Origin of the sequence: Nocardiopsis sp. JB363 (assembly GCF_900143625.1) — a bacterium.
Taxonomy (GTDB): Bacteria; Actinomycetota; Actinomycetes; order Streptosporangiales; family Streptosporangiaceae; genus Nocardiopsis.
On record NZ_FRFF01000169.1, the window covers coordinates 1 to 26,406 of the forward strand.

Below are 26,406 nucleotides of genomic sequence, written 5' to 3' on the forward strand. Positions count from 1 at the left end.
GTCGTCTTGGATGTGTTGGCCGATGGTGAGTTCTTCGGCGACGAGGTCCTCACCGCGGATCCGAACCCCGACGCGGATCCGCACCTTTGGGACTTCAGCGTCAGGGCCAACACCCCCTGCATCGTCATGCTCCTGCCGAGGGAGGCGGCCGAACGCGTGAGCCGTGCCTCGAACTCGCTCCGCGCGCACCTTCGGGACCACCTCCGCGACCGGGGTCCTCGTAACCGTAGTGGTGAGGCCGACATCGCGTTGTCGTCGGGGCATCTGGGTGAGCCGATGTTGCCGGGGACGTTCGTGGACTATGAGCGTGCGCCGCGTGAGTACGAGTTGAGTGTGGCGCAGACGGTGTTGCGTGTGCACACGCGTGTGGCGGATCTGTACAACGAGCCGATGAACCAGGTGGAGCAGCAGCTCCGGTTGACCATCGAGGCGCTGCGTGAGCGTCAGGAGTACGAGATGCTCAACAACCGCGATTTCGGACTGTTGCACAACGCGGCCCTGAAACAGCGCATCCATACCCGGACCGGCCCGCCCACCCCCGACGACCTCGACGAACTACTCTCACGTCGGCGTAGGACGCGGTTCCTCCTGGCCCATCCGCGGGCCATCGCCGCGTTCGGACGAGAGTGCGACCGCCGCGGCCTCTACCCGGAGTCCATCGAGGTCGAGGGCCACCAGATGATGACCTGGCGCGGTGTGCCACTCCTGCCCTGCGACAAGATCCCCGTCTCCGACTCCCACACCACGTCCATCCTGGCCATGCGCACCGGTGAGAAGTCCCAGGGCGTGGTCGGCCTGCACCAGACAGGGATCCCCGACGAGTACGAGCCCGGGCTGAACGTGCGGTTCATGGGCGTCGACGACCAGGCGGTCACCTCCTATCTCGTCAGCACCTACTACTCCGCGGCCGTCCTGGTGCCCGACGCACTGGGGATTCTCGAGAACGTCGACATCACGCGATGAGGAGTATGTCCATGGCCATCATCGAAGAGACCACGGAGGGCAACCCGCCGAGCGTGATCCTGGCGCGAGGCCGTGATCTGGTCACCCCCGCCCTCCGCGCCGCCGTCGACACCCTCCCGACCGCCGTACGACGCATCGCCGACTACCACTTCGGTTGGTGCGACGAGAACGGTGTCCAGGGTGACGCGGACTCCGGCAAGGCCATTCGGCCCACGTTGTCCCTGCTGGCCGCGGAGGCCGTGGGCGGAACACCCGAGGCGGGGGTATCGGCCGCGGTGGCCGTGGAGTTGGTGCACAACTTCTCCCTCCTGCACGACGACATCATGGACGGCGACGTCTCGCGCCGACACCGCCCCACCGCCTGGACCGTGTTCGGCGCCAACCCGACGATCCTCGCCGGTGACGCCCTGCTCACCCTGGCCATGGACGTGCTCGCCGCCAGCGGCCACGAAGCGGCACAGGACGGCACCCGGATGCTCAGCACTGCGGTACTGGAGCTGATCAACGGACAGGCGGCGGACCTCGACTTCGAGACCCGCCCCGACGTCGACCTGGCGGAGTGCGTCCGCATGGTCGAGGGCAAGACCGGGGCGCTGCTCGGGTGCGCCTGTGCACTCGGTGCCGCGTTCGGCGGTGACCGCGCCCGCGTGGAATCGATGCGCCGATTCGGTGTCTTCTTCGGGACGGCGTTCCAACACGTCGACGACCTCCTCGGGATCTGGGGGAGTCCCGGGGCCACCGGAAAGTCGATCCATTCGGATCTGCGCAGCCGTAAGAAGTCCCTGCCCGTGGTGGCCGCTCTGCGCTCCGACACCCCGGCGGGACGGGAGTTGGCGACCCTCTACCTCCGTGAACGCAATCTCTCCGACACCGAACTCGTCCGTGCCGCGGAACTGGTCGACGCGGCGGGCGGGCGTGAATGGAGCCGAGGCCAGGCCGACACCCTGTTGCTCCGCGCCCTGAGCGAACTCCACGGCGCGGACCTGGTCGGGCGGCCTACCGAGGAACTCGGCGCCCTGGCCCGATTCGCCATCCATCGTGACCATTGATCGACCGAGTGCCGAGGAGACCCAGGGATGTCCAGTACGCGAACACACTCCATGAGCACGGTGGACGGTTCCGGACCATGTGAGCCGGACACCGTGCTGGTGGCCGATGTACTGCTGCGCGAGGGCCGGCCGAGCATCCCCTGTCCCGCCGCCGACCTCATCGAAGGAGAGGTGCGGCGACGTGGCGTACGGACCAGACGCGGTCCGCTCCACATCGGATCCGCGGTGGAGGGGGCGGGGGGTGCGCCGATCGTGTGTTGGGAGACCACGGGAGAAGGGGTGGGCATCGGCGTGATCGCCGGCGACCACCACGGGTCCGTGGTCGCCCGCGAGGTGGTGGCGGCCTGGGCGGCGGTCTCCGGACCCCGTTCCGTTCTGCTCGCGGCTCCGCGGTCGTTCTGCGCCGGTGTCGAACGCGCCGTCGAGATCGTGGAACGGGCGCTGGAACAGCGGGGCGGGCCGATCCACGTGCGCAAACAGATCGTGCACAACCGGCACGTGGTGGCCGAACTAGAGGAACGGGGCGTGGTGTTCGTGGACGAACTCGACGCCGTCCCCGACGGGGCCACCGTGGTGTTCTCCGCGCACGGGGTCTCCCCGGCGGTCCGCTTCGAGGCGGATCACCGAAGGCTGGACGTGATCGACGCGACCTGCCCCCTGGTCGGCAAGGTGCACGTGGAGGCCCGCCGGTTCGCCGAGCGCGGTGACACCATCGTGCTGGTCGGCCACGCGGGACACGAGGAGGTCGAGGGGACCATGGGCGAGGCCCCGGGCCGGATGGTGCTGGTCGAGACACCCGAGGAAGTCGCGCACCTGTGGGTCGAGGACCCCGAACGGGTCTCCTACCTCACCCAGACCACCTTGGCCGTGGACGAGACCGAGGAGGTGATCGATGCTCTCCGTGCCCGTTTCCCCTCGTTGCGAGGACCGGGTTCCGACGACATCTGCTACGCCACCACGAACCGGCAGGACGCGCTGAGGGCGATCGCGGCGGAGACCGACCTCGTCCTCGTCGTCGGATCGTCGAACTCCTCCAACTCCCTGAGGTTGGTGGAGCGGGCCGAACGCTGTGGAACACCGGCCCACCTCATCGACGACGCCCACGACATCCGCCCCGAATGGCTCGCCGGGGTGGCGACCGTGGGACTCTCCGCGGGTGCCTCGGCACCACACCACCTGGTCGAGAACGTCATCACCGTGTTGGCGGGTCTGGGGCCGGTGAGCGTCTCCGAACACGAGACCACCCGCGAGACGGTGAGTTTCACTCTTCCACTCCCCGTCCGATCCTCCTGACCACGGCGGTCCGAACCGCCGTACCAACGACCCCGATCGGCCGACGAGAACAGGCGTCCTGATGCAAGCGTTCGATCTGCCCGACTTCTACCTGCCGCATCCGGCGAGGATCAACCCCCACCTGGAGCGAGCCCGCGCGCACAGCATGGCCTGGGCTCGGAACATGGGCATGCTCGACTCGGCCGCACCCGGTGGTGGCCTCGTCTGGGACGAGCCCGCCCTGGCCGGAATGGACTACGCGCTGATGTGCGCCTATACCCATCCGGACTGTGATGGTCCCACTCTGGATCTGATCACCGACTGGTACGTCTGGGTCTTCTTCTTCGACGACTATTTCCTCGAATGGTTCAAGTACTCGCGTGATTTCACGGGGGCACAGTCCTTCCTCGACCGCCTTGAGACGTTCATGACCGAGGACGGGTCGCCCCCGGGCGACCCGACGAACCCCGCCGAGGCGGGCCTGGCGGATCTGTGGCTTCGCACGATCCCATCGATGTCGGACGACTGGCGCCGCCGATTCGTCACCAGCACCCACAACCTGATGGTCGAGTCCATGTGGGAGCTGGACAACATCGACCGCGACCGGATCGCCAACCCGATCGAGTACATCCAGATGAGGCGAAGGGTCGGCGGGGCGCCGTGGTCGGCCAACCTCGTCGAGGTCGCCGTGGGTGTGGAGCTCCCCGAGGGCATCGCCGAGAGCCGCCCCCTGAGGGTCCTGTCCGACACGTTCTCCGACGCGGTGCATCTGCGCAACGACCTCTTCTCCTACCAACGTGAGGTCCAGGAGGAGGGAGAGAACTCCAACGCCGTGCTCGTCTTCGAGCGCTTCTTCGGCTACTCCACGCAGGAATCCGCCGAGGTGGTCAACGATCTGCTGACCTCACGGCTGGTGCAGTTCGAGGACACGGCGTTGGGCGAGATACCGGAACTGCTCACCCGACACGCCGTGCCCCCGCACGCGCAGATCGGCGTGGCCCACTACGTCAAGGGACTCCAGGACTGGCAGGCGGGCGGACACGAGTGGCACGCACGCTCCAACCGGTACATGAACGAAGCCGTGAGCGCTCGCTCGACCGGGGTCCCCGGCGGTCCCACCGGGTTGGGTACCTCCGCCGCCCGCCCGGTGTTGCCGGGGGTACGGCGTCGTGTTCGCAAGCACGCGCCACCGGTGTTCCAGCGGGTGGGGCCGCTGGAGGTGCCGGACCTCCACATGCCGTTCCCGATCCGCACCAACCGGTACATCGATGACGCCCGAAGCTACGCGGTGGGCTGGGCCCGGAGCATGGGCTTCTTCGACTCCGTTCCAGGAGTCGAGGTCGGTGGGGTGTGGGACGAACGTCAGTTCATCGGCCTGGACCTGGCCCACTGCGCTGCCATGATCCACGCCGACGGGACCTTTCCCCAGCTCTGTTTGACCTCGGACTGGCTGGCGTGGGGCACCTACGGTGACGACTACTTCCCCGTGGTGTTCGGCGTTACCCGCGATCTCGCGGCGGCCAGGGCCTGCAACGAACGCTTCTCGGAGTTCATGCCGCTGGATCTCGGTGCGACCCCGGAGCCGACCGGACCGATGGAACGCGGTCTGGCCGATCTGTGGCGTCGCACCGCCGGTCCCATGAGCGCTTCCGCCCGGGCCTTCTTCCGCAAGGCGGTGGAGGACATGACGTCCAGCTGGTTGTGGGAGCTGGACAACCAGGCGGCCCACCGTGTGCCGGATCCGATCGACTACCTGGAGATGCGCCGCCGGACCTTCGGGTCGGACATGACGAGGAGCCTGGCGAAACTGGCGCACTTCTCGGAGGTACCCGAAGATCTCTTCCAGACCCGGACCATGCGTGAGTTGGAGACCTCGGCTCAGGACTACGCGTGCTTCACCAACGACCTGTTCTCCTACCAGAAGGAGGTCGAGTTCGAGGGGGAGGTGCACAACCTGGTCCTGGTGGTGGAGAACTTCCTGGACCTGGACCGTCATCAGGCGAGCAGGGTCGTGGCCGACCTGATGCGGGCGCGCATGGAGCAGTTCGAGCACCTCCTCGCCAACGACCTGCCCAAGCTGTTCGAGGACTTTGACCTGGACGAGCACACTCGCCGTGTGCTCACCCGCGACGCCGACGACATGAAGGAATGGATGTCGGGGATCCTGGAGTGGCACCGCAAGTGCGTCCGCTACACCGAGACGGAGCAGCGCCGACTGCGTTCGCCACAGAACGTGCGTGACTCCGTTCCACCCGCCTATGCCTGGTCACCCACAGGCCTGGGCACCTCCGCGGCCCGAGTCGCCACGATGCTGAGGGAAGTTCGACCGGCCTGAACGGTGAACGCGATGGTCGAGCCGACCAGAGCGCGGGGACCTCGGCGAATACGCCGGGGTCCCCTTTCGCGTCAGTCGGCCGGCCCGGCCCCGGGCGCCCGTCGGGTCTTCCTCGACCTGGTGGACCCGGACTGAGTCGGTGCACCGAGAGAACGAAGACCCGGTGAGCTCCGAGGGAAACCCTCGTGTCATGAGTGCCCACGGCAGGCGCACGGAGGCATAGTGGGGGCTGCGGTGGCCTCGTGGCACCGTGCACATCCCCCGTGGTCGATACGCCCAGACTTCGGGAGTTCCTGTGCTTGTGAACCGGATTCGTGACTTCGTGCGACGCCACCCGGCGCTTCGGAAGACGGTGCGGAGTGTCCGCGGCGAACTCCCACGGGGGCTTGGTGGGATCGAGTCGTCCAGGCGGGTGAGAGAGCGCCGCTTCGAATTGGCGCTCCCTCTGCGCGAGGACGATGTCGTCGCGGGGCCGGAGGTCCTGTCCTTCGCCGTTCCGGGCGGGCTCTGGGCCCCGCGAAAGCTCGAACGGGAGGGGCTCGCCGGGTTCGAACCCGAGACCCTGGCCTGTTTCCTCGCCGCCCTGGACCACGCCGGTTCGGGCGCGGTCCTCGACATCGGCGCGAACGTGGGGGTGTACGGCCTGCTCGCGGCCGCGCGTGGCACGCGCCCGGTGCACGCCTTCGAACCCACTCCGCGCGTCGCGGCCGCCGCGCGGGAACTGGCCACGGCCAACGGACTCCCGGTCGAGGTGGTGGAGTGCGCCCTGGGCGACCGGATCGGGAGAGCCTCCTTCACGCTCTCCTCCACCTCGGACGCCTCGAACTCGCTGGCGTCGGGGTTCCGTCCCTCGGTCGGCCGGATCGAGGTGCGGGTGGACACGCTGTCCCACTGGTGTGAGCGCACCGGTGCCGTCCCGGCCGTGGTCAAGATCGACACCGAGACCACCGAACCCGAGGTCATCGCCGGGGGCATCAAGGCGTTGCGCGCCTTCCGTCCCTGGATCCTCTGCGAGGTGCTGCCGGGTCGCGGTGTCGAGAAACGTCTCATGAGGCTGCTGCGACCGCTCGACTACGGCTGGTACCAGCTCGGGGACGAGGTGCCCTCGCCCGCGCGCCGCGTGATCGACGGTCGGATCTCCGAGGCCGACCAGCGCATGTGGCTCTTCGCCCCCGAGCCGCCCTCCGACGCCTTCTGGTCGGACACCCGTGCCTGGCGTCGCGCCCTGGAGACCTGCGGGCCGACGTCCGTGCTCAGGGCATGAGAAAAGCCCTACCGAACAGGGCTTTCCCTGTCCGAGGAGGGCTTTCGCCATTCCACCCACAGAAGGTGGATCCCCGGCTCTCGCCGTGGAGACGTCGGATGTGGATCCGGCTTCGGACCAACGGTGACCTCAGTGTTCTCTCAGATGGTCGCGCAGGTACCGACCGGTGACGCTGTCCGGATCGTCCGCGAGCTCATCCGGGGTTCCGGTGGCGACGATGCGTCCGCCGTCGGCCCCGCCGCCCGGACCCATGTCGATGATGTGGTCGGCGTTGGCGATCAGGTCCAGGTCGTGTTCGATCACGATCACTGTTCCGCCCTGGTCCACCAACCTCTGTAGTACTTCGATCAGTACGCGCACATCCAGGGGGTGCAGCCCCACGGTGGGTTCGTCGAAGACGAACAGTGTTCGCCCCTGCCGCCGGTCGAGCTCCGAAACCAGTTTCAACCGCTGCGCTTCGCCCCCGGACAGAGCCGGGGTGGCCTCGTTGAGCGTGAGGTAACCCAAGCCGACGTCGATCAGGGCCCGGAGTCGGGTACGTACCTTCTTGAGGTCGCCGACGTGCTCGATCGCCTCGGCCGCCGTCAGTGACAGCAACCTCGGCAGCGACAACTCCTCCGTTCCCCCGGCGGAGACACGGGTGTACCGCTCGGCCTCCGGGCCGTAACGGCATCCCTCGCAGGCCGGGCAGACGATGTCCACGTCAGGCAGGAACTGCACGTCCAAGGAGATCTCCCCGGTGCCTTCGCAACGCGGGCAGCGCAGCGAGCCGGTGTTGTAGGAGAAGTCCCCCGCTCCCAGACCATCGGCCCGAGCGGCGTCCAGCCGCGCGTAGGCGCGCCGCACATCATCCAGTACGCCGACATAAGTGGACACGGTGGAGCGGACGTTGATGCCGATCGGGGTCGCGTCCACCATGTTGACCTTCTCGATCCCACCGGTCTCCAACTCCCTCACGTGTGCGGGCCGGCGGGGCCGGGAAGCGGACCCGCCGGCCCGCAGGGAGGGGACGAGGCTCTCCAACACCAGGGTGGTCTTGCCCGAGCCGGAGACACCGGTGATCCCGGTGAGTCGCCCGACCGGGATCTCGACGTCCAAGGCGTGAACGGTGTGCACCGGTTCGGTGCGCATGAACAAGGTGCCACGGTCGAACATCAGGTCCGCATCGGCCCGTTCGCGCGTCAGGACCCGTTCGCGGCCGGTGAGAAAACCTCCGATCAGTGAGTCCGGGCTGCGAGCGACCTCCGCCAGAGACCCCTGGGCGATCACGAATCCGCCCTCCTGCCCCGACCCGGGCCCGATCTCGATCAGGTGGCCGGCTTCGCGGAGCACCTGCACGTCGTGGTCGACCATCACCACCGAATTGCCCTCGGTGAGCAGGTCATCGATGACGCCCTGTAGCCCGCGGACGTTGGAGGGGTGCAGCCCGATCGATGGCTCGTCCAGCACGTAGAGGACCCCCGTGGTCTCGTTGCGCACGGCACGGGCCAATTGAACACGCTGACGTTCTCCGGTGGACAGACTCGCCCCGGCACGATCCAGGGAGAGGTAGCCCAGCCCCAGTTCGAGCAGCCTTCGCGCCATCGTGAGCAGAGCGTCGACCAGACCGCGGGCCATGGAGCGCATCTCATCGGGCGTCACATCGACTACGCCCGGCGCCCAATCGACCACGTCCTCCAAGGTCATGGCGGTGACGTCGGCCAGGTTCCGGTCCTCGATCCGCGGTGCGCGCGCGGCCACCGAGAGTCGCGTGCCGTGGCAGTCCGGGCAGGTGTGTTCGATCAGGAAGCGGCTCACTCTGGACAGCCGCTTCTCATCGTGTGCGCGTTTGAGCTCTTCGGTCACGGTCAGCCGGGCGTTGCGAAAAGTGAAGTTCAGTTCGTGGACACCGTTCTTCGTGGCGACGGTGATGTGCTTCTTCTCTTCGGGACCGTCGAAAACGATGTCCCTTTCCCCTTCGGTCAGCTCCCGCCACGGCACATCGGTGCGCACCCCGAACTCTCGGACTATCTGCGGCTGCACATTGAAGCCGAACATCTGCCAGGGGATCACCGCGCCGTCGTCGATGGTCATCGCCTCGTCCCGAATCAGCGAAGCGTCATCGACGTCGCGGACGGTACCGGTGCCCTGGCAGGTGGGGCAGGCCCCCTCGGAGTTGAACGCGAGAGCTTCGGCCTCGGGGGCGTAGAACTCGGCGCCGCACACATCGCAGACCATCGGCTCCTCGGTCGCCACGTGCAGCGAAGGCCGCTGTCGGTGACCGTTGGGACAGAGGTGACGGCCCAACCGGGAGAACATCAGCCGGACCACGTTGAGCAGCTCCGTCGAGGTGCCGAAGGTCGAGCGTACGCCGGGCACACCGGGTCGCTGCCGCAGAGCCAGCGCGGCCGGGACGTGCCTGACCCGGTCGACGTCGGCGCGGGCCGCTTGCGCCATACGCCGGCGGGTGTACGTGGACAGCGCCTCGATGTAACGCCGGGACCCCTCCGCGTAGAGCACCCCCATGGCCAGCGAGGACTTACCGGAACCGGAGACACCGGCGACAGCGACCACCTCACCCAGCGGGACGTCGACGTCGATGCCCTTCAGGTTGTGCACGCGCGCGCCGCGCACCTCGATGACCGCCGGATCCCGATGGCCCTCACCCCGTTGACTCATCTCGCCCCCTCACGGCCGCGTCGGTCGAAGCCGGTCGAGACGGACCCCGGTCGACGCCGCCCCGACCGTTCCCGTGCGGTCCGGGGCGGGTCATACCCGTGGACGACGACGGCCAGACCCATCCCGCCTCGGTCTTTCCCGAGGCAGGGACGTCGGGGCCCTCGAAGAGCGCCCCGGCCGGGAGGGACCCGAGGACCGCGAACCGGCTCGCCGAATTGTGGTCCGATCCGGGCCACCACGAGTCCTCCTGAACGCGCGTCCGGCAGGACGGAGTTCTCTGCTCGAAGGAGCGGGTTCACACGCTCCCCGGGGCGGGCGGGACGACCGGGGTCGGCCCACCCGCACACGCCGGCCCGTAGTCAGTCCCGTTCGCGCCGTGTGCGCTCGCCGGTCCGCGAGCGCGGTGCCGATACCACTGCTGGGCGTCGCTGCCGAGTCACGAATCAGGGATGACTCAGGCCGGGCAGAGCGTGTCCTGGGGCGGCAGGTCGCCCTCGACCAGGAAGTCCGTGGTCGTGTCTTGCGCGCAGGCGTTGTCGCCGTTGACGTAGACGCCGTGTCCGCTGCCGTCGACGCTCACCAGCCGGGACCGCTGCCCGAACTTCTCGTTGAGCATCTCCCCGCCCCGGTGCGGCGTGACCGGGTCGCGCTGGTTCTGCACGATCAGGACATTGCTCGGCCCCTCGTCAAGGACCTCCACCGGCGACTCGGCCGGTTCGTGCGACCAGTAGGCGCAGGGCATGATGTTGGCACTGGCGGCGCCGAACAGCGGGTACCTCTCCCGGTCCTGGGCGACGCTACGCTGATAGGTGCCGACGTCCTCGGGCCATTCCACGTCGTTGCAGGTCACGGCGAGGAACACTGACCAGTTGTTGTCGAAGGGCGACGGCTCGGCACCCATCGTCGGCTGGGCGCCGGGGGCCGACACCACAGTGGGTGCGATCCCGTCTGACGCTTCCCCGGCCGCCGTGTCGGAGCCGAGCACCTCCTGCCACAACTCCGCCAGTCGGGGGTACGTCGAATCGTGGTAGAGGAACCCGAAGGTGGCCAGCCGGAAGAAGCCGCCGTCCATGGGGCCCTCGTCCGTGTCCACCGGGTTCTCGTCGAGTCGCTCGGCGAGCTCGAAGTAGGTTCGGCGCACCTCCTCCGATGAGTCGCCCAGGCCGTACTCGTCGTGGCGTTCGGCGACCCATTGCGCGAAGTCCGGGAAGGTCTCTTCGACGCCCAAGCCGTACCTGCGCATCCCCTCGTGGTCGAGGTGGGTGTCACCGATGTTGCTGTCGAGCACGATCCGGTCGGAGCCTTCGGGGAACATCGAGGCGTAGGCTGCGCCCAGCGCCGAGCCGTAGGAGGCGCCGTAGAAGCTGGCCTTCCGCTCGCCGAGCGCCTCCCGGATCCGGTCAAGGTCACGGGCCGTGTTCGCCGTCGTCACGTGGCGCAACCGTCCGTCGGTGTCGTTGTCCGCGCACTGGTCGGCGATCATCTCCGCGTGACCGGCCTGCTCGGCGACCGCCGCCTCGTCGACCGCGTACGGCGGGATGGCGCCCCGGTAGTCCTGGTCGACGGCGATGCCGCACCGCACCGGAGCGGAGTACCCGATTCCGCGGGTGTCCATGCCGATCAGGTCGTAGCTGTCCGAGACCTCGGCGGGCAGGCCCCGAGAGACCAGGTCCGCCGGAAACGTCAGCCCGGATCCGCCCGGGCCGCCCGGGTTGAACAGCAGCACGCCACGTCTTTGGTCCGGGTCCTGGCTGGCCAGCCGGGACACCATGATCTCGATCTCGGGGCCCTCGGGGTCGGTGTAGTCCAGCGGCACCGGTACCAGACCGCATTCGATCTGGGGCGCCTCGGCCGCCACATCCTCGGGGCAGGCGCCCCACTCCACCTGTGCCTGCGGTTCCTCGCCCCTGTCGTCCGCCGCGGCCGGTGCCGCGACCAGCGGCCCGGCGAGGCCGATCAGCGCCATCACGGTCCAGCTCCGGCCTGCTCTACGCCTTCGTCCCATGTTCGTCCTCACCTGTTGTCGGCCGTGTCGTCGTTCAATGCGCTGTCGAGGGCGTCGGTGGCTTCCCCGTTCGCTTCGGTGCACCCATCGGATGGGCGGCGGGCGACGGCAACGCCCTGCTCGGCCGAAGCGGTCAGAGTGGCGCGAACACCTGCCGGGATCGGTCTATGGCAGTGCGGGTCGGGGATGTCCCGGCCCAGGGCGGTAGGTCAGGTGCCGCAAGAGGGTTTCGGCCGGCCCACGCCGTCCCGTGCGGCGCAGGACGTCGGCGATGACGACGGTGACCACCCACGTGGCGACGGCGACCCCGGCGGCGGCTGCGGCGCCCAGACCGCCGCCCAGGTCGAGCAGCGATGGTTCGGTGGCTACCAGCCACACCGGCGACTGGGCGATGTAGAAGGTCATCGACCGTCGGCCGCACGCCACCAGCGCGTTCGTCACCCGGCCGCGCCGGTCGTTGATGTGGACCGCGACGAGAGCGATGGCCGCCGCGAAGGCGAGCCCACCGGCGACGCCGGTCGCTCCGAACACCGCCGAGGCGACGACGCCGACCTCAGGGGTATCCGGTGTCCACACGCCCACGGCCTGCAGGGCGACCGGCTGTGCCCCCAGCACGGCCACCGGGAACCCGATCAGCACCACACCGCGCAGGAGCGGCCTGTAGCGATCGGGCTGTTCCAGCACACGCATCCGGCCGGCCCAGACACCGATCAGGAACGAAGGCATTACGGCGAGTCCGGCGATCGGCACTACCGGGAGCGCACTGGCCCGTAGCATCGCGCTGTCCACGAGGGTGGGTCCTACAGGCAGTGGCGTGTCGGCTCCGGCGACTACTTGAAGTGCGGCGGAGGCCGCGGCGCCGAGCACGAGGGTGAGCGCGGCGATCGTCCACAGCCGACGATCGGACCAGGACACCGCCCCGGCGAACATCAGGGCGAACACACCGTAGGCACCGATGACGTCCCCGCTGTAGAGCAGGACGACGTGGGCTACACCGAACACGATCATCCAGGCACCGCGTCGACGTATCAGTCTCCGCGCCTGTGCCGAGTCCCCGCCGGGTCCGGAGCGGCGCCGGGTCATCTGCACGAGGCCGTACCCGAAGAGGAGCCCGAACAAGGGAGCGGCCCGCCCGTCGACGACGGACGTCAGCAGCCACTGGACGGCGACGTCGAGCGGGCCACCGCCAGAGGGCGTGGCCATCGAGAGACCCCCCGCGTGCAGCATCCGGGAGTGGGCGAGGGCGATGAGTAGCAGCATCAACCCCCGCGCCAGATCCGGCGCCAGCAAGCGTTCTGCGTTCGGCGTCGGTGCGGCCGGCCCGCCCGCAGGCTGACGGGATCCGAACATGGGTCTGAACATGGGTTCGACGCTAGTGAAGCCGTCCGTTGCCGCATATCGGTCGAAGGGACCGGGAACACTCGACCAAAGTCAGCGTCCTTGTTGAAGTCTGTTGCCGTACACGATCGATCGGGGCCCGGAGGGGTCTCAACGGCCCCTCGTGAGCCGTCCACGTTGAGGGCCGCCCCCGCACCGTGTAGCTCGACGGTCCAGCCGCAACCCGGGCATGAAAAAAGGCCCTGTTACCAGGGCCTTTCCTTTGTGTCCGAGGGGGGACTTGAACCCCCACAGCCTTAACGGCCACTAGCACCTCAAGCTAGCGCGTCTACCTATTCCGCCACCCGGACTTGGGCGCTCAGCGCTTGCAGCGCCGAACAGGTTCAACCATAGCAAAGGTCGGAGGAGCCCTGAACCAGTTTTCCGGTGGGGGTCGCCGGCTTTCGGTCGAGGGGAGAGCGTGGCAGGGTCTAGGGCAAAAGGTGCGGCCGGCAGACGGGAGAGCCAGATGGCGCAAGACAGGGATCCGAGCGCGGCGGAGGTCGAGGTCGTCGACCTGTGCCGAGAGCTCATCGAGTTCGACACCTCCAACTACGGTGACCATTCCGGCCCCGGTGAACGCAAGGCCGCGGAGTACGTCGTGGGCCGTCTCGACGAGGTCGGGGTGGAGTCCCGGATCTACGAGAAGCACCCCGGGCGCAGCAACGTGGTGGCGCGGATCACGGGTGAGGACTCCAGTCGGCCGCCGCTGTTGATCCACGGGCACCTCGACGTGGTCCCGGCCGCCGCCGAGGACTGGACGCACCACCCCTTCGCGGCCGAGATCGCGGACGGTTGTGTCTGGGGCCGTGGCGCGGTCGACATGAAGAACATGAACGCCATGGTGCTGGCCACACTGCGGCAGCGACTGCGCGAGGGGCGCCGTCCTCCGCGCGACATCGTCCTGGCCTTCGTCGCCGACGAGGAGGCCGGTGGTACCTGGGGCGCCCAGTACCTGGTGAACGAACACCCGGAGCTGTTCGCGGACTGCGACTCGGCGATCAGCGAGGTCGGTGGGTTCTCGTTCACGGTCAACGAGAACCGACGCCTGTACCTGGTGGAGACGGCGGAGAAGGGCATCGCGTGGATGAAGCTCACCGCGCGCGGCACCGCGGGCCACGGGTCGATGACCAATGAGGACAACGCCGTCACCGAACTGGCCGCCGCGGTCGCCAGGCTCGGGGAACACCGGTTCCCCGTGCAGCTCACCCCCACGGTCCGGACCTTCCTGGAGGAGATCTGCGAGGAGTTCGGGATCCCCTTCGAGGAGAAGGACGTGGACGCCACGGTGGCGCGGCTGGGCCCGATCGCGAAGATGATCGGCGCCACGCTGCGCAACACCCTGAACCCGACGGTGCTGGGCGGCGGCTACAAGGCCAACGTGATCCCGGGTGAGGCCACCGCTCAGGTGGACGGGCGTTTCCTGCCGGGGACCGAGGACGAGTACTTCGCCAAGATCGACGAACTGCTCGGCCCCAAGGTGAGCCGTGAGTTCATCCACCACCTTCCCGCGGTGGAGACCTCCTTCGATGGTGGCCTGGTCACCGCGATGTCGGAGTCGCTGCTGGCGGAGGACCCGGGCGCCAAGGCCGTCCCGTACTGCCTGTCGGGCGGAACCGACGCGAAGAGCTTCTCCCGGCTGGGGATCCGCAACTACGGGTTCTCGCCGCTGAAGCTGCCGCCGGAGCTGGACTTCGCCGGCATGTTCCACGGGGTGGACGAACGTGTCCCCGTGGACGGTCTTCAGTTCGGGGTTCGAGTTCTGGACCGTTTCATCGACATGAGCTGACCGGAATTCTTCGGGACGACCACCCGCGAAACCGGACGAACCGCGCCGAGAAATTCTTGGTGCGGTTCGTTTTTCCGGTTGTAGTTACCCGGAGTGATGCTACGGTTTCTTTTAGTTCGAAGGTGACCTCGTCTTTTCGGGGCCCGACGTCCGACCGCGGGCGACATTGCCGCGCGGGACCGTCCAGTAGTAGCGAGACAAGGGGGCATCCACATGGTGCTCGCGAGCCGAGAGTGTCTGGTGTCGTCCAGTCGCGCTGCTCGCAACACCCGTGGTGCCTACGCCCGGCTGCTGCTCCTGTTCGGAATCGTCGCCGTGGCGTGGCTCGCCGGCGGTGTCGGGGTCGCGCACAGTGACACCGGCACCGAGTCCGGTGGGATCGCCGACAGCGTGCTCGGAGTAGGCGACGCCGCCGAACGCACGGGTCAGGCCGCGACCGAGGAGATCCGGCAGAGCCGGATCTCCGAAGCCGTCGCCGAGACCGCGGCCTCCACCGAAACCGTCGTCTCGCAGACGACCTCGCTTCCGGCCACCACGATCGAGGACACCGGCGTCCCCGGTGCCCTACGGGAGAGCCGGGTCGGCTCCGTCGCCGAGACCGCGGTCACCGACACCGCTCGGGCCGTCGACGGAACCGCGCGCGGGGCCTCCGACCTGGTCGAAGGTGTCGGCCGAACCGGCCAGGACGTGGTTCGGGCCACCGACGAGTCGCTGCGTGAGGGCGAGCTCGTCGACGGTGTCACCGCAGGACTGGCCGAGTCCGTCGGCCGCCATGGGATCGACTCCGTCACCGAGTCCGGCGGCCCCCTGGGCCTGCCGTTCCTCGGTGACTCGGATGATCCCGTCACCTCCTCCTCCGTCAACCGTTCCGATTCCGAAGAGGACGCGGACGTGGACGAGGAGCCGGGGCGCATGGGACCGCACGTCGACCACGATGTGCCCGCCCACGTCACCGAGATCGGTCTGCGTGTCGCCGAGGAGGCCGCTCAGGCCGCCGCGGAGCAGACCGCTCAGGAGAACAACGACGCCGAGCGCATCCGTCTCATCGGCGGTGGCTCCCACCATCAGACCGGACCCGACGCCACCGGTGCGTCGGCCCCGTCCTTCCCGGCCCCCGGTGCCGCCGGCTTCCTCATGAACCGGTCCGGCCACATGGTGCTCCGGGCCCAGCGGGTCGCCCTTCCCGGCGACCCCACCCTGGTCGTGCGCGACGCCGCGGACGACCCTTCCTTCTCGCCTGACTAGCCGCTTCCCGCAAGGATCGCGGCCGGTCGGTGCGCCATCGCGCACAGACGCCCCCACCGTTTCCTAGGTGGCTGTGCGTCTCACCCAGGCTCTTCACGCCGGGTAACCGTCCGTGGTCCACGAGTGGCAGATCCGACTCTCTCGTCGACCAAAGGACATGACACCCGATGACCCAGTCAACCCACGCCCGTTTCGCGGCCCTCGTGGCCGCCGGCCTCCTCGCCACCACCGCCTACGGCACCGCCCACGCCGACACCACCACCAGCGGTAACGGCTCCATCGGTGGCGGCAACCAGATCGAGGCCGACGTCGACGCGCCCGTCAACGTCTGCGGCAACGCCGTCGCGGTGCTCGGTGTGGCCGGTGCCGAGTGCACCGACGGCGACGCCGAAGTGATCGAGTCCGAGCGGCCGGACGACGGTTACGAGGGCTACTACCCCGAGGACCCCGAGCAGGAGGAGACCCCCGAGGAAGAGGACCCGCGGGAGGAGACCCCCGAGGAGGAGCGCGAGGAGCAGATCGAGGAAGAGCCGGTCGAGGAGGAGCCGGTCGAGGAGGAGCGCTTCGCGGAGGTCGTGGAGGACCCCGCCGACGAGCGGTCCGTCCCGGCTGCCGCCCAGGACGCCTCGGCTCCGCCCGCCGACGAGTCCCGCCTCGCGGTCACCGGCGCCGACCAGAGCGCCCTGACCGGTCTGGTCGCCGCCGCGGTCCTGGCCATCGCCGCGGGAGTCGGCTTCATCTTCTACGGCCGGCGCCACAAGGCCCGGGCCTGATCGGACTCCCGGGCCCTCGGGTCCGGGGGCTGACGCGAGTCCCGTAGCACCGGCCAAGGCCTTGTGCTCGGGGTTCACGTCAGCCGCCGCTCAACCAGAGCGGAGCTGATCGACGAGGTGTGGGCGTCCGTGCGCAGCCAGCGAGGACGTGACGTGACCACACCCAACAGACCGGCGAAGACGCACTGTCCAGGTGCGGAGCCGACCGGATGATCCCCGGCCTTGGTCGAAGGCCCACATCCCACCCAGGGATGTGGAACGGCCTGTGGCCCCATGCACAGCACCTTCTCATCGAATCGTTCTCTCGAAAGGACTTCCCACATGCGTAAGTGGGCCAGCACCTCAGCGAAGACCGTGCTCCTGGCCGCGGGCTTCGTCGCCCTGGGCAGCGGCGTGGCCCTCGCCGACAGCGACGCCGCCACGAGTGGCAACGGTTCGCTGCTCGGCGGCAACCAGGCGGTCGTCAACGGCGACATCCCCGTCAACGTGACCGGCAACGCCATCGGCGCGGTGGCCGGTGTCGCGGGTGCCTCCAGCACCGGTTCCGACGCCAAGGTGATCGACCACCAGCACAACGAGGTGCACACCTCGGGCAACGGCTCCGTGCTGGGCGGCAACCAGCTCGTGGTCGACGGCGACATCCCGGTGAACGTCACGGGCAACGCGATCAGCGCGGTCGGCGGCGTCGCGGGCGCCTCCAGCACCGGCAGCGACTCCAAGGTCCTGCACGAAGCCGGCCACGGCCACGGCTACGGTCACGGTCACGGCCACGAGGACATCGCGACCTCCGGCAACGGCTCCCTGCTCGGCGGCAACCAGCTGGTCGCCGACCTGGACGTTCCGGTGAACGTCGCGGGCAACGCGATCGGCGCCGTGGGCGGCGTCGCGGGTGCGGCGGCCACCGACGCCGACTCGATCGTTCGTCACCACCAGAGCGCGCCGGTCGAGCACCAGGCCGGGCAGTTCACCGCCACCGACCTGGTCAACGAGGCCGCCGAGAACGTCCGCATCCTGCCGGACACCTCCGGCGTGGACGCCGGCGTGCTGCGCCAGTCGGCCCCGGTCCGCGAGCACCAGTCGATCGCGACCTCCGGCAACGGCTCCGCGCTGGGCGGCAACCAGCTGGTCGCCGACCTGGACGTTCCGGTGAACGTCGCGGGCAACGCGGTCGGTGCCGTCGGCGGCGTGGCCGGTGCGGCCGCCACCGACAGCGACGCCGTGGTCAAGGACGTCGAGGAGGACATCGCGACCTCCGGCAACGGTTCGCTGGCCGGCGGCAACCAGCTCGTCGCCGACGCGGACGTTCCCGTGAACGCGGCCGGCAACGCCGTCGGCGCCGTGGCCGGTGTCGCCGGTGCGAGCACCACCGACTCCGACTCCAAGGTCGTGCACCAGAGCGCCGAGACCGAGTCCCAGGCCTCCGCGCTGGACAGCGTGCCGCTGGTCGACCAGCTGCCCGAGGTCCCCGTCTCCGAGATGCTGCCGGTCGACTACGACCTGAGCGAGACCGCGGACCAGGCCGTGGCGGACCACGCTCCGGAGCGCGCCGCCGAGCTGCCCGAGTCCACCGACGTGCCTTCGGTCGACCCGGTGGGCGAGGTGCTGGGCGCCGCGGGCCTCGGCCTGTAGTACCAACGCGGGTCCATCGATGGACCCGCGCGGGGGTGTGATCCGGACACGGTCACCCGCCCGACCAAGGGAGTGCGTCCCACCGTTCCGTGAGGAACGCGGTGGACTGCGGTGGGCGCGCACATCCTGAGGTGGACGGCGGTCGATGGTCGGGGAGCATCTTTCCCGCGAGCGGCGCACACGCGCCGCGCACAACGAATCGGTGGAAGTCGCCTCCGCGCTCCCGTTCCGTGAGGAACGCGGTGGACTGCGGGAGAGTGGAGGTGACGACCACCGGTTCGAGAACACGAGTCGAGTCCTCCCGGGAATATCCGGGAGGACTCGCCGCATTTCGGAGACAGAACACCCCGGCGCTCGCAAGTGTGATGTAAGTCACCGGATCGGGGTGTTCAGGGTGCTCGTCAGAGTCGCCGAGAGGCCGGGGGAGAGGGTTGCCACGGTCGCAAATCCACGTTACGGGCCGGTACCGGTCCGTTGAGCGCTTATTCTGCGGGTGCCGGTGGGTGTGGGGTCGTCGGACCGACGAGGGGACAATCCCGGGTGCGGCCGACCCGGTCCGCCCACCGACGGGGAGTGTCCGCAGTTCGGTTACTGTCGGTTCCCACGGGAACCGAAGGACCACGGCCGAGAGAAAACGTAAGGCTAGACGTAGGGGAAACAGCGTGCCAGCCACGAAGGGCAGCGCCGGCAAGAACGGCTCGAAGGACAACGGAAACCAGGGGGCGGGGACCGCTCTCGTCATCGTCGAGTCACCGGCCAAGGCCAAGACCATCGCCGGTTACCTGGGGCGCGGCTATGTCGTGGAGTCCAGCATTGGTCACATCCGTGACATGCCGGCCAAGGCCGCGGAGATCCCCGCCAAGTACAAGGGGGAGTCCTGGGCGCGGCTCGGTGTCGACGTCGACGGGGACTTCGAACCGCTCTACGTCGTCAACACCGACAAGAAGGCCCACGTCAAGAAGCTCAAGGAGCTGATGGCCGACGCCGACGAGCTTCTGCTCGCCACAGATGAGGACCGCGAGGGCGAGGCCATCGCCTGGCACCTGCGCGAAGAGCTCAAGCCCAAGATCCCCGTCCGCCGGATGGTCTTCAACGAGATCACCAAGGACGCGATCCAGTACGCGGCGAACAACACGCGTGAGCTCAACACCCGTCTGGTCAGCGCCCAGGAGACGCGCCGGATCCTGGACCGTCTCTACGGCTACGAGGTCTCACCCGTGCTGTGGAAGAAGGTCATGCCCAAGCTCTCGGCGGGCCGGGTGCAGTCCGTCGCCACCCGACTCGTGGTCGAGCGTGAACGCGAGCGGATGGCCTTCACCTCCGCCGAGTACTGGGACATCAAGGCGGTCTTCGACGCCGCCGGAGCGGTCGCCGACGCTCCCGCCGCCTTCCCGGCCACGCTGCTGTCGGTCGATGGCAAGCGCGTCGTCGCCGGTCGCGACTTCACCCCCCAGGGGACCATTCGCTCCGACCGGGACGTGCGTCACCTCGACGAGTCCGCCGCCCGTGGCCTGGCCGAACGCCTCGCCGGAGCCGGCTTCGCGGTCGCCTCGGTGGAGCGCAAGCCCTACCGTCGCTCTCCGTACGCGCCGTTCCGCACCACCACCCTCCAGCAGGAGGCCTCCCGCAAGCTCAACCTGTCCGCGAAGCAGACCATGCAGGTCGCCCAGCGGTTGTACGAGCACGGGCACATCACCTACATGCGTACCGACAGCACCACGCTGTCGGACAGCGCCGTCAAGGCCGCCCGCAACCAGGTGCGACGCCTCTACGGCGGCGATTATCTGCCGGACAAGCCGCGTGTGTACGCCAAGAAGGTCAAGAACGCCCAGGAGGCCCACGAGGCCATCCGTCCGGCGGGTGACACCTTCCGTATCCCCTCCGAGACCGGTCTGTCCGGCCCCGAGTTCCGCCTCTACGACCTCATCTGGAAGCGCACCGTCGCCTCCCAGATGAAGGACGCCGTCGGCGAGTCGGTCACCGTCCGCATCGAGGGCACCTCCAGCAGCGACGAGGTCGTCCAGTTCAGCGCGAGCGGCAAGGTCATCACCTTCCACGGGTTCCTCAAGGCCTACGTCGAGGGTTCCGACGACCCTGCCGCCGACCTGGACGACCGTGAGCGCCGCCTGCCCGCCCTGAGCGAGAAGGACCCGGTCAAGGCGCAGAGCCTGGAGGCCGAGGGGCACAGCACTCGGCCTCCGGCGCGCTACACCGAGGCCACCCTGGTCAAGGAGTTGGAAGAGCGGGAGATCGGCCGCCCCTCCACCTACGCCGCCATCATCGGCACCATCCAGGACCGCGGCTACGTGTTCAAGAAGGGCACGGCCCTGGTTCCGGCCTTCCTGGCCTTCGCCGTGGTGCAGCTGCTGGAACGCCACTTCGGGAACCTGGTGGACTACGAGTTCACCGCGCGCCTGGAAGACGTCCTCGACGACATCGCCCGAGGCGAGACCGAGAGCCTGCCGTGGCTGCGGCGCTTCTACTTCGGTGGACGGACCCCCGAGGGGCAGGAGGAGACGGGTCTCAAGGATCTGGTGGTGGGCGACCACCTGTCCGAGATCGACCCCAAGGAGGTCAGCTCCCTGCCGCTGCCCGGTACCGACATCGTGCTCCGGGTCGGCCGCTTCGGTCCCTACCTGGACCGGGACGGCACGAGGGTGAACGTGCCGGAGGACCTGGCCCCGGACGAGCTCACCCCGGACAAGGCCGAGGAGTTGTTCGCCCAGCCCAGCGGCGACCGTGAGCTCGGTGTCGACCCCGAGTCCGGGCGCACCATCCTCGCCAGGTCCGGACGGTACGGCCCCTACGTCACCGAGGTCATCCCGGAGCCGGAGGAGGCCGAGGGAGAGACCAAGCCCAAGAGCAAGGCCAAAGCCAAGGCCAAGGTCAAGCCGCGCACCGGTTCGCTCCTCAAGAGCATGGACCTGGACACGGTCACCCTGGAGGACGCGCTCCGTCTGCTGTCCCTGCCCCGTGTGGTGGGCGACCTCGACGGCGAGGACGTCACCGCGCAGAACGGTCGCTTCGGCCCGTACCTGAAGAAGGGCACCGACAGCCGCTCCCTCGAAACCGAGGAGCAGATGTTCACGATCACCCTCGATGAGGCCAAGGCGATCTTCGCCCAGCCCAAGCAGCGTGGTCGCCGCGCCGCGACCCCGCCGCTGCGCGAGCTCGGCGAGGACCCGGAGAGCGGCGCCAAGATGGTGATCAAGGACGGCCGTTTCGGCCCCTACGTCACCGATGGAGAGGTCAACGCCTCCCTGCGCAAGGACGACGAGGTCGCGTCCATCACCGATGAGCGTGCCGCCGAGCTCCTGGCCGAGCGCCGGGCCAAGGCCCCGGCCAAGAAGAAGGCGCCCGCCAAGAAGAAGGCCCCGGCCAAGAAGACCACCGCGAAGAAGGCGACGACGACCACCACCAAGAAGGCGACGACGCGCAAGCCCGCCGCCAAGAAGACCGGCGAGCCGAAGACCACCGCCACGGAGTGACGATGGTGCTCGCCGCGGGCTGGCGCTTCGCGTGACCGTCCATCCGGGCGTCTCCCACGGGAGATGTTCGGGTGGACGGTTTCCGGTGTTTCGTAACGCATACGGGACCTCCCCCACTGTCGGGGAATGATCTTCCGTACTACGCTGAGCATGGCTGATGGGGGCACGGAATCGAGTGCGATCCCCGGAGGTATCCCCCGAATCCCCGGACGGGCGACAAGCGCCCGTCAGTACCAATCCCCCTCATCGATAATCTTGAGCGCTATGAGCAGATCTGCACCCCTGGGAGCGCCGACCGAGGCGCGGAACGTCCTCGCGATCACACCCTTCCGTAGGTTGTGGGTCTCGCTTTCCCTGTCCAGCCTGGGGGACTGGCTGAGCCTTCTGGCCTTGGTGTCCCTCGCGGCCATCTTCACCGCCGACGGCTCCACTCTCGTTCAGTACCTCGTCATCGCCGGGGTCGTCGCCATCAAGTTGGCCCCCGCGGTCCTCCTGAGCCCCTTGGCGGGGTTGGTGGCCGACCGGCTAGACCGTCGATGGACCATGGTCGGCGGTGACGTCCTCCGGGGCCTGCTGTACGTGTCCATCCCGGTCATGGGGCTGCTGGTCCCCGGGTTCGCGTTGCAGTGGCTGCTGATCGCGGGCCTGCTGGCAGAGATCGTGGCCCTGTTCTGGACACCCGCCCGGGACGCCACCATCGCGGTCCTCGTTCCCAAGCGCATGCTCGGTCAGGCCGGCCGTCTGACCCTGTTGGCCACCTACGGCGCCGCGCCCGTGGCGGCCTTGCTCTTCGCGGCCCTGGCTTCGGTGGGCAACCTGCTGGGCGCCCTGCTGCCCTCCATGGCCGACCCCGCGGCCGACGTCGCCCTCTACCTCAACGCCCTCACCTTCTTCGTCGCCGCGATCGTCGTGGCCGGGCTGCCGCTGCCCAAGCACACGGTCTCCAAGACGTCGCTGAGCCCCAACCGGGACGCCGCGCTGATGCGCTCGCTCGGCAACGGCCGCGAGGCCGTGGGCGCCGGTCCGCTGACCCGAGGCGTGCTCTTCGGCCTCGCCGTCACCGCCGCCGCGGGTGGTCTGGTCATCGGCCTGGGCCGACCGCACGTGGAGAACCTCGGAGCGGGCAACGCCGGCTTCGGTTTCCTGGTGGCCGCGCTCTTCCTGGGCCTGGGGCTCGGTGTGGTCTCCGCGCCGCGCGTGCTCAAGCAGTTCAGTCGCCGTCGGTTCCTCGGGCTGTCCGTGGCGCTTGCCGCGCTGGCCCTGCTCATCGCCGGCGCCACCACCGACATGGTCCTGTCGGCGGTCCTGGCGTTCGTGCTCGGACTGGGCGCGGGCCTGGCCTGGGCCACCGGTACCTGGCTGATCAACGTCGAGGTCGAGGAGGAACGGCGCGAGGCCGCCTTCGCCCTCCTGCACGCCACCGGACGGATCGCCCTGCTCACCGCGGCCGTCCTGGCCCCGGTCGCCGCCGGTTTCGCCGGAGACCACGAGTTCCCGCTCGGTGGGCCGCTCACCTACACCCTGTACGGCAGCGGACTGGTCCTGCTCGCGGGCGGTCTCGTCGCCCTGGTACTGGCCTTCGTCGCCTACCGCCAGGCCAACGCCGAGGACCCCGACGCGGGTCCCGGCCTGCTGCCGGAGCTGTTCGCCGCCCTGCGCGGGGTCAGCCCTCGCGCCGAGGAGGTGGAGGAGTCCACCATCGAAGGAACCTTCATCGTCATGGAGGGCGGAGAGGGCGCCGGCAAGTCCACCCAGGTCCGTGACCTGACCGTGTGGCTGCGCGACCAGGGCTTCGAGGTGGTGGGAACCCGCCAGCCGGGTGCCACCAAGCTGGGGATGCGGCTGCGCGGCATCCTGCTGGACCGCGAGAACTCGCACATCACCGACCGCGCCGAGGTGCTCCTGTACACGGCGGACAAGGCCGACCACGTCCAGCAGGAGATCCTGCCGGCGTTGCGTCGCGGCGCCGTGGTGATCAGCGACCGTTACGTCGACTCCCTGCTGGCCTACCAGGGCGCCGGACGCGACCTGGCGGTGCCCGAGATCAAGGAGATCAGCGACTGGGCCACTCAGGGGCTGGTTCCGGACCTCACGGTGCTGCTGGACGTGCGCCCCGAGGAAGGGCTGGCACGACTGGGCGGCCCCGCCGATCGGATCGAGGCGGAGTCGGCCGAGTTCCACGAGCGCGTCCGGAAGGGGTTCCGTGCCCTGGCCGAGGCCGAGCCGGACCGCTACCTGGTTTTGGACGCGGGTGAGACCCGGGAGCGGGTCGGTCGGGAGATCCAGCGTCGGGTGCGTCCGCTGCTGCCGGACCCCATCGCCGCCGAGTCCGAGGCCGTCACCGGCATGATCCCGGTGATCCGACCGGAGTAGCGCCCCACGACACGGCGCACCACGCCACGGCACTTCACGAAACAGGGCCTCCCACCGCGCGGTGGGAGGCCCTCGCCGGATCAGGGGTCAGTCGACCGAGACCTCGTCGGGGGTCAGCAGGGCCTGGAAGGTGATCGGCCCGACCTCGCCGTCGGGGTCGATCTCCGCGCCGGTCTGGAAATCGATCACCGCGTCGCGCGTCGCCGGACCGAACTGCCCGTCCAGGTCCAGGTCGTACCCGTGCCCGTTGATCAGCGAGTACTGGACGGCCTTCACCAGGTTGCCGCTGTCACCCTGGCGGACGATTCCCAGGTCGTCGGTCAGGGCGCTCCAGGTCGGCTCGTCGACGATCCCGGTCGCGTCGACGCCCTCGGCCTCCTGGTATTCCAGCACGGCTTCGGTCAGCCGCTCATCGAACACCTCGGTGGCCTCGGTGACGTCGAGGTAGCCGTACTCCACCAGCAGGAACTTGACGACCGCGACCTCCCAGGTCTCCTGGCCCTCCTGGAGCTCGGGCCACGAAGCGGCCTCGATCGCGGCGACCACCTCGGGTGGAGTGTTCGGACCGTCCGCCAGCGCGGCCGGCGCCCCCGCGAGGCCGAACCCCGCGACCATGGCGCCCGACGCGAACAGCATCGTGATCCCTCGTGCCTTCGACATATGTCCTCCTTCTGCGGTGCGGGCGGCGCCCCCGTTGTGGCCGCCCTCTACCCGGAGAGATCCGTCGCACCGGGTTCGGGTTCACCTCCAGAACCCTTCTGACCTGCTTCGGCCCCGATGACAACCGCTAAGAGAAGGTCGCGTCGGGTCGCGTGGCCGAGCGCGGATCCCTTGGGGAAACGGTGGAGAAGGGCCTGTGGAAAACGGTCCGGGCGTCGGTGCCGGCTCCTATCCTGGAGACCGAACCAATGAGCCGTGGATAGGGGAAAGCGCGTGACGGTCTTCGACGACCTCGTCGGCCAACAGGTGGCCGCCGCCCAGCTCGGGCGCGCGGTCCAGGGCGCCGCCGATCTCCTGGCGGGGGGACGCGGCGCCGGCATGACCCACGCCTGGCTGTTCACCGGCCCACCCGGCTCGGGCCGTGAGGAGGCCGCGCGTGCCTTCGCCGCCGCCCTGCAATGCCGCGAGGGCGGCTGCGGCCACTGTGACTCCTGCCACCAGGTCCTGACCGGTACCCACCCGGACGTGCTCTACGTCCGCCCCAGCGGGCTCAGCTTCGGTGTGGCCGCCACCCGTGACCTGGTGCTGCGGGCCGGTTCCAAGCCTTCGGGCGGCAACTTCCGGATCGTGCTCTTCGAGGACGCCGACCGCGCCACCGAGGCCGCGTCCAACGCCCTGCTCAAGGCGGTGGAGGAGCCTTCGCCGCGCACCGTGTGGTTGCTGTGCACCCCCACCCCGGACGACCTGCTCATCACGATCCGCTCCCGTTGCCGGCTGGTCACCCTGGCCACCCCCGGCACCAGGCAGATCGTCGACTCCCTCGTGCGACGGGACGGGGTGGACACCGTGACCGCCGAGTCCGCCGCCCGTGCCGCCGCCGGCCGTGTGGACCGGGCCCGGCAACTGGCCACGGAGCCGGAGGCGCGCCGCCGCCGGGAGGAGGTCCTGTCCATCCCGGCCGGCCTGACCGGCCTGGGCGCCTGCGTCACCGCGGCCGCGCGACTGTACGAGATCGCCGAGGAGGAGTCCAAGGCGCTCACCACCGCGCTGAACGAGAAGGAGAAGGGCGAGCTCAAGGCGGCCTTCGGCGAGGGTTCCACCGGCAAGGGCGTGGCCAAGGCGGTCCGCGGGGCCGCCGGGGCGCTCAAGGACCTGGACGAACGCCAGAAGCGCAGGGCCACCCGAATCAAGCGCGACTCCTACGATCGGGCCCTGTTGGATCTGGCGGCCTTCTACCGGGACGTTCTCGCGCTCCAACTGGGCGCCACCGTGGAACTGTCCACCGCGGAACGCTCCGGCGACCTGGAACGGATCGCCCGTTCCGGCCCACCCGAGGCCACCCTGCGCCGGATCGACGCGATCATGAAGTGTCGGGAGCGGATCGCCGCGAACGTACACCCGCAGATCGCCATGGAGGCCATGACCTCCGCCCTGCTGACCGGCTGAGGGGCGGCCGAACAAGAACTCGGTCGGGGCCCATGGAGGGGCCGGGATCGGGCATGCGGACGGGTCCGCGACAATCGGGA

General features: G+C 69.1%; 16 protein-coding genes and 1 tRNA gene. 12 read left to right on the forward strand and 5 right to left on the reverse strand.

Features of this window, described 5'->3' with window-relative positions; genetic code table 11:
- From BQ8420_RS26000 to BQ8420_RS26020, 5 genes are all read left to right on the forward strand, one after another.
- The coding region (locus tag BQ8420_RS26000) for a family 2B encapsulin nanocompartment shell protein (protein ID WP_143847575.1) at positions 1-963 on the forward strand (963 nt) is incomplete at its 5' end.
- Between the two features lie 11 nt (positions 964-974).
- On the forward strand, positions 975-2,012 hold the full coding sequence (locus tag BQ8420_RS26005; protein ID WP_087102171.1) for a family 2 encapsulin nanocompartment cargo protein polyprenyl transferase: 1,038 nt from the start codon (positions 975-977) through the stop codon (positions 2,010-2,012).
- A 27-nt stretch (positions 2,013-2,039) separates the two neighbouring features.
- Positions 2,040-3,305 carry a 4-hydroxy-3-methylbut-2-enyl diphosphate reductase gene (locus tag BQ8420_RS26010; protein ID WP_087102173.1) on the forward strand — a complete coding sequence of 422 codons (1,266 nt, stop codon included), beginning with the start codon at positions 2,040-2,042 and terminating at the stop codon, positions 3,303-3,305.
- Between the two features lie 61 nt (positions 3,306-3,366).
- Positions 3,367-5,619, forward strand: a complete 2,253-nt coding sequence (locus BQ8420_RS26015; protein ID WP_087102175.1) for a Geosmin synthase — start codon at positions 3,367-3,369, stop codon at positions 5,617-5,619.
- A 412-nt stretch (positions 5,620-6,031) separates the two neighbouring features.
- Positions 6,032-6,883, forward strand: a complete 852-nt coding sequence (locus BQ8420_RS26020; protein ID WP_235006507.1) for an FkbM family methyltransferase — start codon at positions 6,032-6,034, stop codon at positions 6,881-6,883.
- A gap of 129 nt (positions 6,884-7,012) precedes the next feature.
- On the opposite strand, the gene BQ8420_RS26025 is transcribed toward BQ8420_RS26020, so the two are convergent.
- From BQ8420_RS26025 to BQ8420_RS26040, 4 genes are all read right to left on the reverse strand, one after another.
- Positions 7,013-9,541: an excinuclease ABC subunit A gene (locus BQ8420_RS26025; RefSeq protein ID WP_087102179.1), complete on the reverse strand. Its 2,529-nt coding sequence runs from the start codon at positions 9,539-9,541 to the stop codon at positions 7,013-7,015.
- 454 nt (positions 9,542-9,995) lie between these two features.
- Positions 9,996-11,546: an alpha/beta hydrolase gene (locus BQ8420_RS26030; protein WP_235006508.1), complete on the reverse strand. Its 1,551-nt coding sequence runs from the start codon at positions 11,544-11,546 to the stop codon at positions 9,996-9,998.
- A 165-nt stretch (positions 11,547-11,711) separates the two neighbouring features.
- Entirely contained in the window at positions 11,712-12,908 is a 1,197-nt protein-coding gene (locus BQ8420_RS26035; protein WP_087102183.1) for a DUF418 domain-containing protein, read from the reverse strand.
- A 241-nt stretch (positions 12,909-13,149) separates the two neighbouring features.
- Positions 13,150-13,234 (reverse strand) — tRNA-Leu (locus BQ8420_RS26040).
- 158 nt (positions 13,235-13,392) lie between these two features.
- Between BQ8420_RS26040 and BQ8420_RS26045 the strand changes: the two genes are divergently transcribed.
- The 6 genes from BQ8420_RS26045 to tmk all read left to right on the forward strand — a co-directional run bounded on the left by BQ8420_RS26045 (position 13,393) and on the right by tmk (position 24,220).
- Positions 13,393-14,712, forward strand: coding sequence for a M20/M25/M40 family metallo-hydrolase (locus BQ8420_RS26045; RefSeq protein ID WP_087102185.1), 1,320 nt, complete (start codon positions 13,393-13,395; stop codon positions 14,710-14,712).
- A 213-nt stretch (positions 14,713-14,925) separates the two neighbouring features.
- Positions 14,926-15,957, forward strand: a complete 1,032-nt coding sequence (locus BQ8420_RS26050) for a hypothetical protein (protein WP_087102187.1) — start codon at positions 14,926-14,928, stop codon at positions 15,955-15,957.
- Positions 15,958-16,124: 167 nt separating this feature from the next.
- On the forward strand, positions 16,125-16,730 hold the full coding sequence (locus BQ8420_RS26055) for a chaplin family protein (protein ID WP_087102189.1): 606 nt from the start codon (positions 16,125-16,127) through the stop codon (positions 16,728-16,730).
- Positions 16,731-17,051: 321 nt separating this feature from the next.
- On the forward strand, positions 17,052-18,359 hold the full coding sequence (locus BQ8420_RS26060; protein WP_087102191.1) for a hypothetical protein: 1,308 nt from the start codon (positions 17,052-17,054) through the stop codon (positions 18,357-18,359).
- A 662-nt stretch (positions 18,360-19,021) separates the two neighbouring features.
- Positions 19,022-21,847 carry a type I DNA topoisomerase gene (gene topA / locus BQ8420_RS26065; protein WP_087102193.1) on the forward strand — a complete coding sequence of 942 codons (2,826 nt, stop codon included), beginning with the start codon at positions 19,022-19,024 and terminating at the stop codon, positions 21,845-21,847.
- A 264-nt stretch (positions 21,848-22,111) separates the two neighbouring features.
- Positions 22,112-24,220 (forward strand): dTMP kinase, encoded by a 2,109-nt coding sequence (tmk, locus tag BQ8420_RS26070; protein WP_087102195.1) that lies wholly within the window; start codon positions 22,112-22,114, stop codon positions 24,218-24,220.
- A gap of 87 nt (positions 24,221-24,307) precedes the next feature.
- On the opposite strand, the gene BQ8420_RS26075 is transcribed toward tmk, so the two are convergent.
- Complete coding sequence (locus BQ8420_RS26075; RefSeq protein ID WP_087102197.1) at positions 24,308-24,880, reverse strand: peptidoglycan-binding protein; 573 nt, start codon at positions 24,878-24,880, stop codon at positions 24,308-24,310.
- 273 nt (positions 24,881-25,153) lie between these two features.
- Between BQ8420_RS26075 and BQ8420_RS26080 the strand changes: the two genes are divergently transcribed.
- Complete coding sequence (locus BQ8420_RS26080) at positions 25,154-26,326, forward strand: DNA polymerase III subunit delta' (protein WP_087102200.1); 1,173 nt, start codon at positions 25,154-25,156, stop codon at positions 26,324-26,326.
- Positions 26,327-26,406: the final 80 nt, after the last annotated feature.